This is a genomic window from Haloarchaeobius amylolyticus (assembly GCF_042678045.1).
GTDB classification, from domain to species: domain Archaea; phylum Halobacteriota; class Halobacteria; order Halobacteriales; family Natrialbaceae; genus Natrinema; species Natrinema amylolyticus_A.
Genome location: NZ_JBHUDI010000009.1, coordinates 1 through 15,939, shown reverse-complemented (window position 1 = coordinate 15,939; position 15,939 = coordinate 1). Strand labels below are relative to the sequence as shown.

General features: G+C 62.6%; 12 protein-coding genes, 1 tRNA gene and 1 pseudogene. 12 read left to right on the top strand and 2 right to left on the bottom strand.

Features of this window, described 5'->3' with window-relative positions; translation table 11 throughout:
- Positions 1-28 precede the first annotated feature (28 nt).
- The 6 genes from ACFR99_RS13790 (at position 29) to ACFR99_RS13765 (ending at position 8,616) form a co-directional block, all read left to right on the top strand.
- Positions 29-2,197: a VWA domain-containing protein gene (locus ACFR99_RS13790; protein ID WP_390288307.1), complete on the top strand. Its 2,169-nt coding sequence runs from the start codon at positions 29-31 to the stop codon at positions 2,195-2,197.
- An 82-nt stretch (positions 2,198-2,279) separates the two neighbouring features.
- Complete coding sequence (locus ACFR99_RS13785) at positions 2,280-3,902, top strand: uracil-xanthine permease family protein (protein ID WP_390288305.1); 1,623 nt, start codon at positions 2,280-2,282, stop codon at positions 3,900-3,902.
- 101 nt (positions 3,903-4,003) lie between these two features.
- Entirely contained in the window at positions 4,004-4,831 is an 828-nt protein-coding gene (locus ACFR99_RS13780; RefSeq protein WP_390288303.1) for an alpha/beta fold hydrolase, read from the top strand.
- 236 nt (positions 4,832-5,067) lie between these two features.
- Positions 5,068-5,712 carry a MaoC family dehydratase gene (locus ACFR99_RS13775; protein ID WP_390288301.1) on the top strand — a complete coding sequence of 215 codons (645 nt, stop codon included), beginning with the start codon at positions 5,068-5,070 and terminating at the stop codon, positions 5,710-5,712.
- Between the two features lie 242 nt (positions 5,713-5,954).
- A complete protein-coding gene (locus ACFR99_RS13770; protein ID WP_390288299.1) occupies positions 5,955-8,096 on the top strand; it encodes an ATP-binding protein in 2,142 nt (713 codons plus the stop codon).
- 196 nt (positions 8,097-8,292) lie between these two features.
- Positions 8,293-8,616, top strand: a complete 324-nt coding sequence (locus ACFR99_RS13765; RefSeq protein WP_390288297.1) for a DsrE family protein — start codon at positions 8,293-8,295, stop codon at positions 8,614-8,616.
- A gap of 72 nt (positions 8,617-8,688) precedes the next feature.
- Here ACFR99_RS13765 and ACFR99_RS13760 read toward each other — a convergent pair whose 3' ends face one another.
- Positions 8,689-9,423, bottom strand: coding sequence for a helix-turn-helix domain-containing protein (locus ACFR99_RS13760; protein ID WP_390288295.1), 735 nt, complete (start codon positions 9,421-9,423; stop codon positions 8,689-8,691).
- Between the two features lie 88 nt (positions 9,424-9,511).
- Between ACFR99_RS13760 and ACFR99_RS13755 the strand changes: the two genes are divergently transcribed.
- The 6 genes and pseudogenes from ACFR99_RS13755 to ACFR99_RS13730 form a co-directional block, all read left to right on the top strand.
- The gene (locus ACFR99_RS13755) at positions 9,512-10,624 is read left to right on the top strand and encodes an MBL fold metallo-hydrolase (protein ID WP_390288293.1); all 1,113 of its coding nucleotides are present in this window, start codon (positions 9,512-9,514) and stop codon (positions 10,622-10,624) included.
- A 3-nt stretch (positions 10,625-10,627) separates the two neighbouring features.
- Complete coding sequence (locus ACFR99_RS13750; protein ID WP_390288291.1) at positions 10,628-11,917, top strand: MFS transporter; 1,290 nt, start codon at positions 10,628-10,630, stop codon at positions 11,915-11,917.
- Positions 11,918-12,006: 89 nt separating this feature from the next.
- A complete protein-coding gene (locus tag ACFR99_RS13745; RefSeq protein ID WP_390288289.1) occupies positions 12,007-12,831 on the top strand; it encodes a helix-turn-helix transcriptional regulator in 825 nt (274 codons plus the stop codon).
- A gap of 192 nt (positions 12,832-13,023) precedes the next feature.
- Entirely contained in the window at positions 13,024-13,629 is a 606-nt protein-coding gene (locus ACFR99_RS13740; RefSeq protein WP_390288287.1) for an OsmC family protein, read from the top strand.
- A 13-nt stretch (positions 13,630-13,642) separates the two neighbouring features.
- Positions 13,643-14,413 carry a methyltransferase domain-containing protein gene (locus tag ACFR99_RS13735; RefSeq protein ID WP_390288285.1) on the top strand — a complete coding sequence of 257 codons (771 nt, stop codon included), beginning with the start codon at positions 13,643-13,645 and terminating at the stop codon, positions 14,411-14,413.
- An 882-nt stretch (positions 14,414-15,295) separates the two neighbouring features.
- Positions 15,296-15,529, top strand: a pseudogene (locus tag ACFR99_RS13730) (hypothetical protein); the annotation flags it as partial.
- 79 nt (positions 15,530-15,608) lie between these two features.
- Here the strand turns inward: ACFR99_RS13730 and ACFR99_RS13725 are convergent.
- A tRNA-Met gene (locus tag ACFR99_RS13725) sits at positions 15,609-15,683 on the bottom strand.
- Positions 15,684-15,939: the final 256 nt, after the last annotated feature.

The window sequence follows — 15,939 nt, the reverse complement described above, 5'->3', positions numbered from 1 at the left end:
TTTAAACCTCTGTTGTATTAGCGCAAGTATGGTTGCAAACGCCGGGGGCAAAAAGCTATCGTCACTCCCCTTTCCGGCGATCGTCGGACAGGACGAGCTGAAACGCGTGTTGCTCGCCGTCGCGGCCAACGACGGCCTCGACGGTGCCCTGATAACCGGGGAAAAAGGGACCGCGAAATCCACCGCAGTGCGGGCGCTCGTCGACCTCCTGCCCGAACAGCGGGCCGTCGCCGACTGTCCGTACGGCTGTTCGCCCGACGACTCGAGCCAGCAGTGTGACGACTGCCGCGAGCGCGACTCCGAGGAGTTGCCGGTCGAAACGCGACCCGTGCCGCTCGTCACACTCCCGCTTGGTGCGACACGGGACCGGGTCGTCGGCACCCTCTCGGTCGAAGACGCGCTGGCCGGCGAGGCCGACTTCGATCCCGGCCTGCTGGCCCGTGCAAATCGCGGGATCCTCTACGTCGACGAGGTCAACCTGCTGGACGACCACCTCGTCGACGTCATTCTCGATGCGGCCGCCAGCGGCGTCAACACTGTCGAACGCGACGGGATCAGCGTCTCCCATCCCGCGGACTTTACCCTCATCGGTACGATGAACCCCGAGGAGGGCGACCTTCGGCCCCAACTGCGCGATCGGTTCGCCTTGCAGGCTACCGTCGAGGGCTGTCGCGAGATCGACGACCGCGTCGAGATTATCGATCGCGCACTCGAGGGCGGGAATGACCCGGACCCCACGACTGCGTATGCCGACGAGGTCGAAGCCCTTCGCGAGGACCTCGCTGCGGCCCGCGAGCGTCTCTCGCACGTTGATCTCCCCGCCGAGTTCAAAGCCGAAATCGCCGAACTCTGTCTCGCAGCCGGCGTCGACGGCCACCGCGGTGACGTGGCGACGGCCCGGACTGCCATGACGCTGGCCGCACTCGAGGGCCGCGAGACGGTCATCGAGTCGGACATCCACGAGGCCGCGACGTACACGCTCCCCCACCGGCTCCGGAGCACCCCCTTCGAAGACGAGCCGGATCTGGACGATCTGCTCGAGGATCGGTTCGACGAGGACTCACCCGACGACACCGACGGAGAAGACGACGGCGACGAGGGTGACGCTGACGACGGCGACGAGGCCGATCCGGAACCCGAACCGGGGGATGGAGACGAGGACGGCGGTCGCGAGGGATCGGATGACGACAGCGACGGTGCTGACAGCAACGGCGACGATGGCGACGAGCGTGACGACGGTCCTGAGCAGCGACCGGAGCGCGGAGAGCAACCGGCCTCTGCGAACCAGTCGCCGGCTGAGACCGACGACGGGCGGTCGGACGACTCGAGCGAGCGTGATTCCGAGTCGGAGTCCGACGAAGAGGACGAAACCGCCCAGCCACTCATCCCCGGCCAGCAACGCGCCGAGATCGGCGAGGCGGCGGCGCCGGATCTCGAGACGCCGACCGTCGACGAGCGCGAGGGTGCGACCGCGACGGGATCGCGGGCGAGTACGGCGCCGAGCACTGCCAATCGTGGTGCGCGCGTCCGTACCGAGCCCGCCTCGGGCGAGGGATCGATCGACGCCGCGGCGTCGGTCCGGTCGGCAGCGGCCCGCGGCGAGTCCCGCGTCTCGAAACAGGACCTCCGGCAGTCGGTCCGGGCCGGCGAGACGTCGGTGACGATCGTCTTCGCCGTCGACGCCAGCGCCTCGATGCGACCGGCGATGCGGACCGCCAAGGGCGTCGTCCTCGAGTTACTGCGCGACAGCTACGAACACCGCGATCAGGTCTCGTTCGTCGCCTTCGCCGGCGAGGACGCCGACGTCTTGCTCCCGCCAACCGACAGCGTCTCGCTGGCCGCCCGCCATCTCAAGGACCTGCCATCGGGCGATCGGACGCCCCTTCCTGCGGGACTGGAAACCTCGCGGCAGGTCCTCGAGCGCGCCGACACCGACGCCGCGGTCGTCGTCCTCGTCACTGACGGCCGGGCGAACGTCGCCGACGGGAGTCCGACAGAGGCAACGCGAACCGCGGCACGCGCGCTCGCGGCTGACGACACGCGGGTGGTCGTCGTCGACGCCGGCGACGACTCCCGTGCCGGGCTCTCAGAGCTTGTCGCAAGCGAGACCGACGGCGAACTGGTCGATCTCTCGACGCTATCGGTCGAACGGGTTCGGGCCGCCGCCGAGCGGGCGGCCGAGGAGAGTCAACGGTAGTGAGACGGTATCACGGATCGCAATGAGCGAGGCCGGATCAACACCCCTTTGAACACCCTCGGCCGTTATCCGACGGAAATCGATGACGGGGGATGAGTCAGTCACCGACGAATCCGTCGGTGACGCGATCGAATACGGAATCGACGAACAGCCGCCGCTGGGTGAATCGATGGTGCTCGGGGTCCAGCACTATCTGACGATGGTCGGTGCGAATATTGCGGTCCCGCTGATCCTGGCTGACGCGATGGGAATGCCGCCTGGCGTGACCGCCCGATTCATCGGGACGTTCTTCGTCGTCTCGGGGATCGCGACGCTCGCCCAGACGACGTTCGGCAACCGGTATCCGATCGTGCAGGGCGCGCCGTTCTCGATGCTCGCGCCGGCGCTGGCCATCGTCGGCGTCGTCACCGCTGGCGGCGTTTCGGGCCAGCCAGGCTGGGAGGCCGCACTGTTGCAGTTACAGGGGGCGATCATCGTCGCTGCACTGGTCGAGGTCGCGATGGGATACTTCGGGCTGGTCGGGAAACTCCGCCGGTTCCTCTCGCCGGTGGTCATTGCGCCGACGATCGCACTGATCGGTCTCTCGCTGTTCAGCGCACCCCAGATTACGGCGGCGAACCAGAGCTGGTGGCTGCTCGGACTGACCCTCGGGCTCATCCTGCTGTTCTCGCAGTATCTCGACGTCAAACACAGGGCGTTCCGTCTCTATCCGGTGATTCTCGCGTTAGTCATCGCCTGGGCCGCCGCCGCGGCTCTCTCGCTTGACGTAACGTTAGGTCCGGTGTCGATCGCCGACCTGACGATCGGTCCACTGTCGATCGATCCCGTCCTCGGAAGCGATCATCCGGGCTACGTCGATCTCGGAGCGGTCGCGAACACCCGGCCGCTACTGCCGATCTATCCCTTCCAGTGGGGAGTCCCAGAGATTACGACCGCGTTCGTCATCGGAATGTTCGCCGGCGTGCTGGCCTCGATCGTCGAAAGCATCGGCGACTACTACGCGGTGGCGAACATCTCGGGGTCGGGCGCGCCCAGCGAGAAGCGGATCAACCACGGCATCGGCATGGAAGGACTGATGAACATTTTTTCGGGGATCATGGGGACTGGCGGCTCGACGTCGTACTCCGAGAACATCGGCGCGATCGGCCTGACCGGCGTCGCCTCCCGGTACGTCGTCCAGATCGGCGCCGTCGTCATGCTGTTCGTCGGCTTCGTCGGCTACTTCGGACAGTTGATCGCGACGATCCCCGATCCGATCGTCGGCGGCCTCTTTATCGCCATGTTCGGGCAGATCGTTGCCGTCGGGATCTCGAACCTGCGTCACGTCGATCTCGACTCCTCGCGCAACACCTTCATCATCGGCTTTGCCCTCTTCGTCGGGCTGGCGATCCCGGCGTACATGGGCAACTTCGAGAGCACGATCGCGTTCCGCGAAGCCGTCGGCCTCGAGGCCATGATCGGCGCGATCGGCCTGGCGAACACGGCCGCCGCGACCGCGATCGAAGTCGCGGCACAGGCCGTCGTCGACACAGTCTACATCATCGGCTCGACCGGCATGGCCGTCGGCGGGCTCGCGGCGCTCGTCCTTGACAACACGGTTCCGGGCTCGCGCGAGGAACGCGGCCTCGCACAGTGGGACCGCATCACCGAAGACGAGTCGGAGTTCGACTCGGTCTGGGACCGCTGGATTCGAACCGAGAAGTGACCGTCTCCGGTCGTGCAAGTCGGTACGCAGGAGCGCAGTCGCTTCTCAGCCAGTACGAATGCAACCCGGTATTCTAAGAGTGAGCGAGCCCCAGCCAGTGTATGGCAACACTCGAGGTCGACGACGGAACGATCTACTACGAGACGAGCGGCGACGGCCAGCCGCTGGTGTTCGTCCACGGTGGCTGGATGGACGGATCGGCCTGGGAGCCACAGGTCGACCACTTCGACGACGAGTATCAGGTCGTCACGCTCGACGTCCGCGGCCACGGTAACACCGGCGCGACCGACGTCGATCAGTACTCGATCGAACTCTTCACTGACGACCTCGAGGCGTTGTTTTCACACCTCGAGATCGAGCGGCCGATCTGCTGTGGGATCTCGCTGGGGTCGATGGTCGTCCAGGAGTATCTGGATCGCCACCCGGATCGTGCGGCGGGCGCGATTCTGGGCGGAGCGGTGCGGTCGATGCCGCCGGTGGAGCTGCCGACGGGGCTGAAGCCGTTCTGGTCGCCGCTGCCGGCGGTGTCCGCCTCGCTGTCGATGACGGGCTCGGCAGGGACGTTCCAGTCGATGCTCCAGTCGATTCAGGCGACGACTGGCCAGCGGTGGCTGTCTGTTGATTCCGCGGTCAGAGCCGAGGCGATCGACAGTGCCAGTGACATCCCATCGGCGGAGTATCGCAAGATCTTCGACGCGCTCTACCGGTACGACCCGCCCGAGCTAACTGGCGTCGAGACGCCGACGCTCGTCGTCCACGGCGAACAGGAGGTCCCGCTGGTCAAGCGACAGGGCGCACAGATCGCCGCGGCGGTCGCCACCGGCGCGCGCGTGGAACTGGCCGACTCGGGCCATCTGGTCAATCAGGACCGTCCGCGTGCGTTCAACGCGACCGCGGCCGACTTCCTCGATACCCACTCCGCGGCCTAGTCAGCATCGATCGTCGGACAGTGATATCGTCTCGAATCGAGTCCGGATCGCTCCACCGAGTCGGACCCGGCACCACGAACTGTACCGGGCGGTTGGCCGTCCAAGAGCGTGTCGGAGCCCGCACGAATCGCGGTCGTTCCAATGTGCTTTGGCACCACCACAAAGTCGGCGGCGAGTCTAGCTGTATTCAGCGCCGGTAGCTTCCATCGAATGGGAATTCACCACACCGCAAACCTATGAGTAGCCAACGTCCGGACGCCAGCAGTGTCGACGCCGTACCACCGACTGACCACTGGAGCAGTGTTTCGAAACACGTCTTCAACAGCTACGTCGAAGCGAACAACGCCCTCCTCGCCGCGATGGGATTGACTCGCTCTTCCGAGTCGTCGTCCCAGCCAAACGGCGACACGACGACGTCGAGGCCGGTCGCCGAACTCGCGTTCGGCGACGAGAACTGGGTCATGGAACGTTCGACCGACGATTACGACGCACTCGGTGTCGGCGACTACGTCCGCTTTCGCAAACCGATCGCGGACACGGACGTCACCGCGTTCGCACAGGTCTCGGGCGACGCCAACCGGCTCCATCTCGAGTCCGAGTTCGCCGAGGAGACGCAGTTCGGCGGGCGAATCGCCCACGGCACGCTTGTCGCCGGGACGATTAGCGCCGCGTTGGCCCGCTTTCCCGGCGTGACGGTCTACCTCTCGCAGGATCTCGAGTTTACGGGACCGGTCGAGATCGGTGAGACGGTCACGGCAGAGTGCGAGATTATCGAAGACCTCGGTGACGACCGATACCGGCTGCACACGACGGTCGTCGACGAGCGCGACGAGACGGTCATCGACGGCGAGGCCGTCGTCATCATCAACGAACTCGAGTAGTCGAGTACGCCGCGTGTGATCGACGGTGCGATCTATTACGCCGAACGCGCACCGAACCCTCCGGCAGCCGGCAAGGAACCTTACTGCCGAGGGGGTCGACACCGACGGCGACTACAAACTCGTCGCTGTCGAGTGGCCAGCGACATCGGGTCGCCGGTCCCGCCTGTGTCGCCAGTCGCGTGGCTCGTACTGTCACACCACCCAGCACAATTCTAATAGTCACGGTCGCCCGAATGGTAACAGTGGTTTCCTGGAACCGCACGCTCTCGGTCGTCGGTGGACGGCGTCTCGTCGTCGTCCTTGGCATACTCTATGTCGGGCTCGCAACGGGGCTGGCGTTCACCGAGTTTACAGTGGGGACGCCGCTTGGCAACGTGCTCATCACCTCGCTGCTCATCGCCGGTCCCGGGGCCGTCCTCCTCTATGGGGGCTACCGGTTTCCCACGTTCGACATCGACCCCGTGTTTTACACGACGATCGCAGGCTGGTGTCTCAGCGGTTTTGCGGTGATGCTCGTCGTCCTCGTCGTCTACAGCCTCCAGCCCGGCGAGGTCGTCGACGAGCTGTCGACGGTCCTCATCCTGACGGCACTCGCCAGCGTCGCTGGCTTCGCCGTGGGGATCTACGATGCGGAGGCCAAAACTCGAACACGCGAACTCGAGGAACGCAACCGAGAGCTGAAAGCCACGCAGACTGAACTCGAGGAGACAGTCACCCGACTCGAGGAGGCAAACACGAAACTCGCAGAGTCGAACCAGCGCCTCGAACATCATCAGGCCTACACCGACCGCGTACTCAACGCCGTCGACGACATCTTCTACGTGCTGGACCCTGACGGCACGTTACACCGGTGGAACGAGAGCCTCTGTAAGATTACGGGGTGCCCGGATTCGGAGATCGCGTCGATGACTGCTGTGGATCTCATTGACGACGGCGATCACGACCGCATCACGACCGCGATCGCCGAGGGATTCGAAACGGGGAGCGTCCAGCTCGAGGCGACGCTACACACCAGCGAAGGCGAACGGATCCCCTACGAGTTCGCCGCCTCGAGAGTCGAGACCCCCGACGGCGAGCCGATGCTTGCGGGCATCGGACGCGACGTCTCCGAGCGCATGGCACGCGAACGCGAACTCGAACGCCGGGCCAGCCAGCAACAGGTCGTCGCCGACCTCGGCCAGCTCGCCCTCGAGACCGACGATCTGGACGAACTCATGCACGACGCGAGCCGCCAGGTGGCGTCCGTCCTCGACACCGACTACGCCAAAGTGCTCGACCTCGACGACGCAGGCGACGAGCTCCTGCTTCGTCAGGGCGTCGGCTGGGACGATGGACTCGTCGGGACGGCGACGGTGGCGGCCGTCGAAGCCAACTCCCAGGCTGCCTACACCCTCGAGCAGGATCAACCGATCGTCGTCGAGGACCTCGAAACGGACGATCGGTTCAGCGGCCCCGAATTGCTGACGAATCACGACGTCCGCAGCGGTATCAGCACCATCATCGGTCCGATCGACGACCCGTGGGGGATTCTCGCAACGCACGACACCGAACCGAAAGGGTTCACCGACGAAGACGTCAGCTTCGTCCAGAGCGTCGCGAACGTCCTCGCCGAGACGATCGAGCGCCAGCAGTACCGGACCGACCTCGAAGACCTCGTCGCGGATCTCGAGGAGTCCAACAAGCGTTTAGAGCAGTTCGCCTACGCGGCCTCCCACGACCTGCAGGAACCGCTGCGGATGGTCTCGAGCTACCTGCAGCTGATCGAGCGCCGATACGGCGACGAACTCGACGCGGACGGACGGGAGTTCCTCGCGTTCGCCGTCGACGGGGCCGAGCGCATGCGCGATATGATCGACGGCCTGCTCCAGTACTCCCGCGTCGAGACGCGGGGCGATCCGTTCGAACCGGTCGATCTCGAGGCCGTCCTCGAGGACGCGCGCAAGAACCTTCGGATGAAAATCGACGAGCACGGAGCCGAGATCACGACCGAGGACCTGCCTCGCGTCGAGGGCGACGACGGGCAGTTGCGCCAGGTGTTCCAGAACCTGCTGTCGAACGCGATCGAGTACAGCGGCGAGGGGGATCCTCGCGTGCACGTGTCGGCCGAACGCGATGGGACGACGTGGACGATCTCCGTCGCCGACAGCGGGATCGGCATCGACCCCGACGAACAGGACCGTATCTTCGAGGTCTTCCAGCGTCTCCACAGCCGCGAGACCCACAACGGCACCGGCATCGGGCTCGCACTCTGTGAGCGGATCATCGAACGCCACGGGGGCGAGATCTGGGTCGACTCCGAACCCGGCGAGGGCGCGACGTTTTCGTTTACCCTGCCGGCGGTCGGTGCCGCGTCCGACCGTGAGACCGGCGTCCGGTCGATGTAAGTCCGGCTATCGGCGTAAGACGTGCTCACATTGTGGCTGATCGTCCTCGAGTCGGGTTCGCCTCGAGCGCTGGCCGTCAGTCGGCGCGCGGGACAGGCGGGTCGACGCCTTATCCACCAGCTATAATCGCAACGTAACGTTCCACGCCAGTGGAAGCGACGCCAGTCCTCAAGTGCACTCCCGATGAACCTCCGGTATGCACCTCGGTATCATCCTCGAAACGAACGACCCCGAGCGCGTCTGGAACGGCTTTCGACTGGCGAACACCGCGCTTGATGCAGACCACACCGTCGAGGTGTTCCTGCTCGGCGACGGCGTCGACGCTCCCGACCTCGAGCACGAGAAGTTCAACCCACACGGCGTGATGCGCAAGTACACGCAAAACGGCGGGGAACTCTACGCCTGTGGGACCTGCCTCGACTCCCGCGACATCGAACCCGACGACCTCAGACCCCGTTCGACGATGAGTGATTGTCTGCAGATCGTCGAAGCGGCCGACGAAGTGTTGACAATCGGCTGAGCGGGGCTACTGCCACTGTGTCCCAGCCCCGGGCGGCCAGTCTGACGCCGGACGGCTCGAGATCGACTGCGATCAGTCGGCGCGCTGTTCAGGCGGTCCCGACTGCTCGACTCGTAGCGGATCGCCCGTCGCCGTCGCGGTCACCAACCGCAGGAACTCGCCGGCGTTCGTCAGCAGCTTGTTCTCCGCCTTCCGGAGGTGCTCTTCGTACGTCGACCGGGCGACGGCCGTTCGCTCGGCCAACTCACGGAGCGACGTCTGTCGCGGTTGCTCGTAGTACCCGCTCTCGAGTGCCAGCCTGAGCGCCGCCAGCTGTCGCTCGGTGAGGTCCTCGAAGAGCTGATCGACCGGAGCCAGCATGCTGTGGGGGATCGCCTGTTCCGCGATGGCCGTCTTGGACAGGACGTCGATGTCCCGATCGGCTTCCAGGTTCCGGATCAGCTCTCGCACGTCGGCCTCGTCGAACGCGATCACCGTGTAGTGCTCCCAACCCTGCCGGTGAACCGTCGGCGGCTGATACAGGCAGTTGTGCTCCTCGAACCGGTCGATGATGGATTCCTCGAGTGAACAGAGACAGGACTGCGTGACAACGTGTAACCCGGAGTCGTCGACCGATCGGTGCAGGATCGTTCCCAGATTGTCGATCTCCTCGAGGAGGTCATCCGTCGGCGTCCCCGAAGACGTGATCTCGAGGACCTGACAGTCGCTCAGATACCACTCGCGGATCGTCAGATCCGGGTAGCGTTCCGAAATTTCCCGATAGGGACACTCGTGTTTGACCCGGAACGAGGCCTCGTACAGGCTCATAGATCCTGTTGGAACGCCAGCCCAGTAACTGTACCGGTCATGACCGGCACCACCCATATCAAGAAACGTTCCGTATGAGTACTCACTGATGACAGACGTACCCCCCGACGAACTCAGCGCGCGGTTACAGGACGACGATGACGACGTGCTCGTCCTCGACGTTCGCCACCAGGACGACTACGACGAGTGGCACATTCCGGACAGCGTCAACGTCGATGTCTACGACGAACTGCAAGACGACCCGGAGACGGCGACGAAACGGCTCGACGAGCTCCCCGACGACCGCGAGATCGTCACCGTCTGTGCCGCAGGGGTCGTCGCACGGACGGCGACGGACGTCCTGCGCGAGCAGGGTTACGACGCCACGACGCTCGTCGACGGGATGAACGGGTGGAGCCGCGTCCACCGAAGCGCGCCCGTCCAGACCGACCTCGACGGGACGCTCGTTCAGGTCGCCCGTCCTGGGAAGGGGTGTCTCTCTCACGTCCTGATTTCGGGCGGCGAGGCCGCCGTGTTCGATCCCTCCCACTACCACGAGGAATACGAGGCCATTATCGACGAGTACGACGCCGACCTCGCCGGTGTCTTCGACACGCACGCCCACGCCGACCACGTCTCCGGCGGTGCGGACCTCGCCGAGCGTCACGACGTGCCGTACTATCTCCACCCGAAGGACGCACTCGCTCTCGACTCGACGCCGATCGAAGACGGAGCAACGATCGAGGTCGGGACCGTTGACGTCGATGTAATCCACACGCCGGGACACAGTGAGGGCAGCGTCTCGTTCGATCTCGAGGGCGAGGCCCTGCTCACGGGCGATACGCTCTTCCACGAGAGCGTCGGGCGCGTCGAACTCGGCGTCGAAGCCGGGATCGAGGACTCCGACGTCGAAGGGAATGCGGCGACGCTCTACGAGAGCCTCCAGCGCTTGCTGGACCGGCCAGACGATGCGCTCGTCCTCCCGGCACACGACCCCGGCTCACCCGAGCCACCGGTGACGGCGACACTCGAGGACGTCAAAGCGCAAAACGCGGATCTCAACCGTGACCGCGAGGACTTCATCGAGACGCTCGCTTCGGACATCCCGGACCATCCGCCGAACTTCGAGCGCGTCAAGCGTACAAACGTCGGGCAGGAGGACGTCCCCGACGACGAGCTGTCCGAGCTCGAACTGGGTCCCAACCGCTGTGCGGCCGAATAATCAATGAGCAGGCAAACTAACGTGAAACAGGGCATTCGCGAACACCTCGGACAGTTCTCGCTCCACGTCCTGCTGGTGTTCGCAACCGGGTTGACCATCGGCTCTGAGCGCACGGTCGTCCCCGTGCTGGGCGAGGACGTGCTCGGCGTCGAGTCGTTCTTCGTCATCGGCTCGTTCGTCGTCTCCTTCGGCTTCGTCAAGGCACTGCTCAACCTCTACGCCGGCAAGTGGGGCGAGGAATACGGGCGTAAGCCAGTGCTCGTGCTCGGCTGGCTCACTGCGTTGCCGATCCCCGTGATCCTCATCTATGCGCCGAGCTGGAGCTGGATCACCGTCGGGAACATCCTGCTTGGGATCAACCAGGCGCTGACCTGGAGCATGGCGATCAACGCCAAGATCGACCTCGCGAGTCCCGACCAGCGCGGGCTCGCCGTCGGCATCGACGAGGCCTTCGGCTACACCGGCGTCGCCGCCGGGGCGTGGATCACCGGCGTCATCGCCGGGCGGTGGAACCTCCGGCCCGAGCCGTTCTACTTCCTCGCCATCGTGGTGGTGCTGGCGTTCCTCATCTCGATCTTCCTGATCAAGGAGACGGTCCAACTCGCACACCTCGAGGGCGACGAGGACCACCACGATGCGAACCTCTCGTTCAACGAAGTCCTGAAGCGCGCGACCTACGGCGACAAGACGCTGTTCGCGGCGGCCCAAGCCGGTCACATCGAGAACTTCGTCGATACGCTGTTCTGGATCGCCGTCCCGCTCTATCTCACGAGTCAGGGCCTCGCGATCGAAGCCGTCGGGGTCGTCGTCGGCGTCCACAGCGCGATGTACTTCCTCCAGATCGGCACCGGCGGTCTCGCCGACCGCATCGGTCGCCGTCCGCCGGTCGTTGCGGGGATGTTCCTCGCCGGTGCGGGCGTCCTCGGGATGGTGTTCGTCGATAGCTACCTTCCCTGGGCGATTATGGCGGGCGGCTCCGGACTCGGCATGGCGTTGCTCTATCCCAATTTGATGACCGTTCCCAGCGACGCGGCTCACCCAACCTGGCGGTCGGCCGGCATGGGCGTCTATCGGATGTGGCGCGACGCCGGGTACGGCGTCGGCGCGATCTTGATCGGCCTCTCGATGGAGACCGTGAACCTTGAAGCCGCCTTCTACATGACCGCCATCCTGATGTTCGCCTCCGGCGCAGTCGTGTATCTGTGGATGGAAGAGACCCATCCCGAGTTCGGGACTCACGAACCGCCGGCACCTGCACCCGATACACCGACACAGGTTCCGTCCGAAGACTGACGGTTCTTTGCGATCAGCGCCGGACTCTTATCGATGAACTGAGTCCTGTGGTCCAAATAGTTTTGTTAGCTCCTTGCGTACTCCCAACCATGAGTTTTGATAACATGGGGCACCGGATTGCTGACTCGCCGATCGATGACATCGCGTACCTTGCGCGGTCAGAACATCGCGTCCCGACACTCGTTGCACTAACTGAGCGCCCACGGAGTCGCTCTGAACTCCTCGAGTTGACAGGCGTTTCCTCGTCCACGATGCGACGGACGTTGGACGAATTCGAAGACCGAATCTGGATCCGCAAAGAGGGATACCAGTACGTGGCAACCCGGCTGGGAGAGGCAATCGCATCCGAGATGGAAACCCTGATCGACCGGGTCGAAACCGAACGCAAGTTGCGTGATGTTTGGCACTGGCTCCCTGACGAAGTCAGCGAATTCCCGGTCGAAACGTGGTCAGAGCTGACCGTAACTGTCGCTGAACCCGATTCCCCGTACCGTCCAGTGAACCGATTCGAGTCGCTTCTCCAGAAGACGACCACGGTACGGTTTCTTCGACCCGAGGTTGCCCTGATGGAGCCCTGTTTTGACGTCCTCTGTCACCTGATCGATGACGGCGTCGATATAACGTTGATCGACCGGCCAAACTGCCATACCTACTTTTTCTCGACGTACCCGGAGCGCAGTTCAGCGATGTTGCAACAGGACAATTTCACGGTTCTCGAGCATGACGAACTCCCGCCATACGGAACCGGTCTTCTCGATGAATGCGTCACCATCAGTTGTTACGAGCAGGGTAGTGGGATGGTTCAGGTATTGCTCGATACCGACGTATCAGAAGTTCGTGAGTGGGCGCAGTCGGTCTACGAACGCTACGTCTCCGATGCTCGGCGAGTCGAACCGCAGCAAATCGTCGAGTGACGATCACAGTAACGAAATCCGGTGTGACTTTGATGTGCGTACAAACGGGAAGCGGTTCGGTCATTCCCTCTCCAGATCGCAGTTGCTGAGTCGGTTGCAGTACGTGAAACACTGGCAGGAGCTGCCGAAATGCCACAAAATAGCTACACCATCCTCGGCTTCGTAGTGTCTCTGGCGGGAGGCGAGACAAAGATGAGTGACGATCAGCAAATCGCGCACGGTATCGACCTCGAAACACTCGACGGGTTCGCCGAACACGCAGCCAACCATCCCGAAGCGGTCCAGTTCGGTCTCGGGGCAGTCGCAACCTACGAGGGAACGGCCGCGCACAGTCTGGCGAAGATCGATAGCTACGAGCTCGGCGGCGAAACAATCGCCCGTGACACGCGCGAGTACACGATCCCCTACGGCGCCTGGAAGGAAGTATTGGACGCTGTCGGGTGGGTCGGCGGGACCGACCGGCTCGAACCGATCGAAGCTGCGCTGTCGGCGCTGGCCGCCTGTATCAACGTCGGCATCAGCATCAACGCCGCCGCCAATGGCGTGGACATCGACCACCTCCAGACGCGTGTCCGGACCGATTTCGACCCGGCGGTCCTCTTTAGTCTCACGGAACTCAAAGAGGCTGACTCGGTTTTCGAGAACCTCACCGCCGAGGTCGAAATAGACGGCGAGGATCTAGATCAGGACCTGATCGACGAATGGGCGCGGCGGGCACCCGTCTACACGCTCGTTTCGCTTGCTCAGGACGTCGAAATGACCGTTGCCACTCCCGCCGAGGTGGCTGGAGACGACTAACCGGTGACCACCGATGAGTGGATCACTCGACACGGACAAACTCGAACGCGAGGTCAAGTCGATGTACCAAGATGTCGCGGAGTCCGCCGACGCCGAATTCCACTTCGAGACGGGCCGCGATCTCGCCGTCCGTCTCGGGTACGACCCCGACGATCTCGACCACGTTCCGGACGCGGCGATCGACTCGTTCGCGGGTGTCGGCTACTACTTCGACTTGGCAGAGCTTGAATCAGGAGAGAACGTGCTCGACCTCGGCAGTGGCTCGGGGATGGACGCCTTCGTCGCCGGCCTGCACGTAACCGAGATGGGTGCAGTGACGGGCATCGACATGACTACAGAGCAGGTCGAAAAGGCCAACGACCTCGCAGCGGACAACGGCTTCTACAACGTCAGCTTCCGCGAAGGGTATATCGAGGACCTCCCGTTCAAGGACGCCTCGTTTGATGCGGTCATTTCGAACGGCGTAATCAATCTCTCCGCCGAGAAGGGGCAGGTCTTCAAGGAGGCGAGCCGGGTGCTCAAACCGGGCGGACGGTTGGCTCTGTCCGACATCATCAGCGAACAACAGATGCCCGAGAGCATCAAGTCCGACGCGGATCTGTGGGCTGCCTGTATCGGTGGTGCCGAACAGATCAACAGCTACACGTCGCTGATCGAAAACGCTGGCTTCGACCTCATGGAGATTCAGGAAAACACGGAATACGAGTTTATCTCTGAACGGGCAGCCAACGCGTGTCAGAAGTACGGCGTGAAAAGCATCACACTCGTCGCATCCAGACAATAGATTCCAGTAGGTGACGGCAGAATTTTGTTACCTTTGGCTTTCTTTTCAATTCGTCAGTTACCGACTTCGAAGAGCTTCGTTTCACCTTTCGATTCAGTCCGTATCTCTGATAGATGTCAGGTAAGCCGATCAGATAATGCACAACAATCGGCCATTGATTTTTTGACGGTGACCAGTTTGGCTATACGCGAACTCTCGTGACACTCACTCACCCATTCGACCATCGAACGAAAGCAACGGCGCTACGTTCGATCAGAGTATCACCCCGCTGTTGCCGAGCGATTACACCCCTCAAAATATGTCCAACTCATCGGTAGCACCGACGACGCCCCACCGATTCCCGCAGTCGGTTGGCCTGATCCTGACGATGCCTTTCTGTCGAGAAGACTGCCGCCCACGAGTATGCTGATCGAACCACCCGGCCGCAAGAACGAGCAAAGCCAAACGGCTTTTCTATGTCGCTTGCACCAGAACACGCGATCATCTCCTGCTCTATGGGACGCACGAGATCGAGCTAGATACGGAGGACGAGACGGTATCTCTCGCAGAGTCCGCTGCGTTCGACGGAACAAATCGATGGCGAGATTGGTTGCAGCCGCTCCTCCTGAATGACGAGGGGACACTCGCACACGCATTGGAGACCGGATCTGCAACTGACCAAGTTGGTGACGTAGCGTACACGGTTCGGTCACCACCACGACCGGTCGAGTGGCGTGATGAACATCCGTCCGACGCGTCGTCAGCCGAAACGCTTCCATCACTGCCGGAACGCAAGTCCGGGATGCGAGTTTCTGCGACGGCTCTCGTCGGCGATACAGTCACGCGAGCAGAGGCACGTGATTCCTCTGATCGGACTGATACAGATGGGTTGGAACCGACAAGTACGAAGAAGCGATCGACAAAGAGAATCAATATTCGGTTACAGTCGCAAAGATCGTAGATCGAGATGATGTCGTCTTCGCGTCTGCTGATATGGACATTGATGACTGGGAAACTGTCTGGCGACAGGAAAAACTCCGTCAGTCTGTCGACGTAGACGAGTACGACTGTCCCTACGATAGCGTTTCGTGTTTTGCTGACGACTTATGTGTCCAGTGTAAAATCGACAAAGTGTAAGATCAATACTAATCGAATTCAGTATTCTCACTCGGTCGACCGCCATTTATTTCGACAGGAGTATAGAAGAAATTAGGAATAGCGGGAAGTAGATTTGAACTACTGATCTGCGGGTTATGAGCCCGCCGGAATCTCCTGGCTATCCCATCCCGCTATCTATCTGTCTCTGCCGACCATGATTAAGGATTGCTATCTGGTTGCTGTCTATGAAATATTTGGGGTAGTAACGAAATCGTCTGACCGGGTTTATTTTTAACATTTTCAACTATCTATGAAGTGTTATAGAAGATAGAGAACTCCCAGCCGTGGTTACTACCTGGATGACAATATGAATAGAAGCGGCGAATCGACGTTCCCAGAGGGTCGCCCACTCCAGTAGTTGCCGATACGTAGGCGAGCTTATCTTCCGT

What these genes read in the sequence shown, in the direction of transcription:
- ACFR99_RS13790 (WP_390288307.1), top strand. Translation starts at nt 29, where the DNA reads ATGGTTGCAAACGCCGGGGGCAAAAAGCTATCGTCACTCCCCTTTCCG.
- ACFR99_RS13785 (WP_390288305.1), top strand. Translation starts at nt 2,280, where the DNA reads ATGACGGGGGATGAGTCAGTCACCGACGAATCCGTCGGTGACGCGATC.
- ACFR99_RS13780 (WP_390288303.1), top strand. Translation starts at nt 4,004, where the DNA reads ATGGCAACACTCGAGGTCGACGACGGAACGATCTACTACGAGACGAGC.
- ACFR99_RS13775 (WP_390288301.1), top strand. Translation starts at nt 5,068, where the DNA reads ATGAGTAGCCAACGTCCGGACGCCAGCAGTGTCGACGCCGTACCACCG.
- ACFR99_RS13765 (WP_390288297.1), top strand. Translation starts at nt 8,293, where the DNA reads ATGCACCTCGGTATCATCCTCGAAACGAACGACCCCGAGCGCGTCTGG.
- ACFR99_RS13760 (WP_390288295.1), bottom strand. Translation starts at nt 9,423, where the DNA reads ATGAGCCTGTACGAGGCCTCGTTCCGGGTCAAACACGAGTGTCCCTAT.
- ACFR99_RS13755 (WP_390288293.1), top strand. Translation starts at nt 9,512, where the DNA reads ATGACAGACGTACCCCCCGACGAACTCAGCGCGCGGTTACAGGACGAC.
- ACFR99_RS13750 (WP_390288291.1), top strand. Translation starts at nt 10,628, where the DNA reads ATGAGCAGGCAAACTAACGTGAAACAGGGCATTCGCGAACACCTCGGA.
- ACFR99_RS13745 (WP_390288289.1), top strand. Translation starts at nt 12,007, where the DNA reads ATGAGTTTTGATAACATGGGGCACCGGATTGCTGACTCGCCGATCGAT.
- ACFR99_RS13740 (WP_390288287.1), top strand. Translation starts at nt 13,024, where the DNA reads ATGAGTGACGATCAGCAAATCGCGCACGGTATCGACCTCGAAACACTC.
- ACFR99_RS13735 (WP_390288285.1), top strand. Translation starts at nt 13,643, where the DNA reads ATGAGTGGATCACTCGACACGGACAAACTCGAACGCGAGGTCAAGTCG.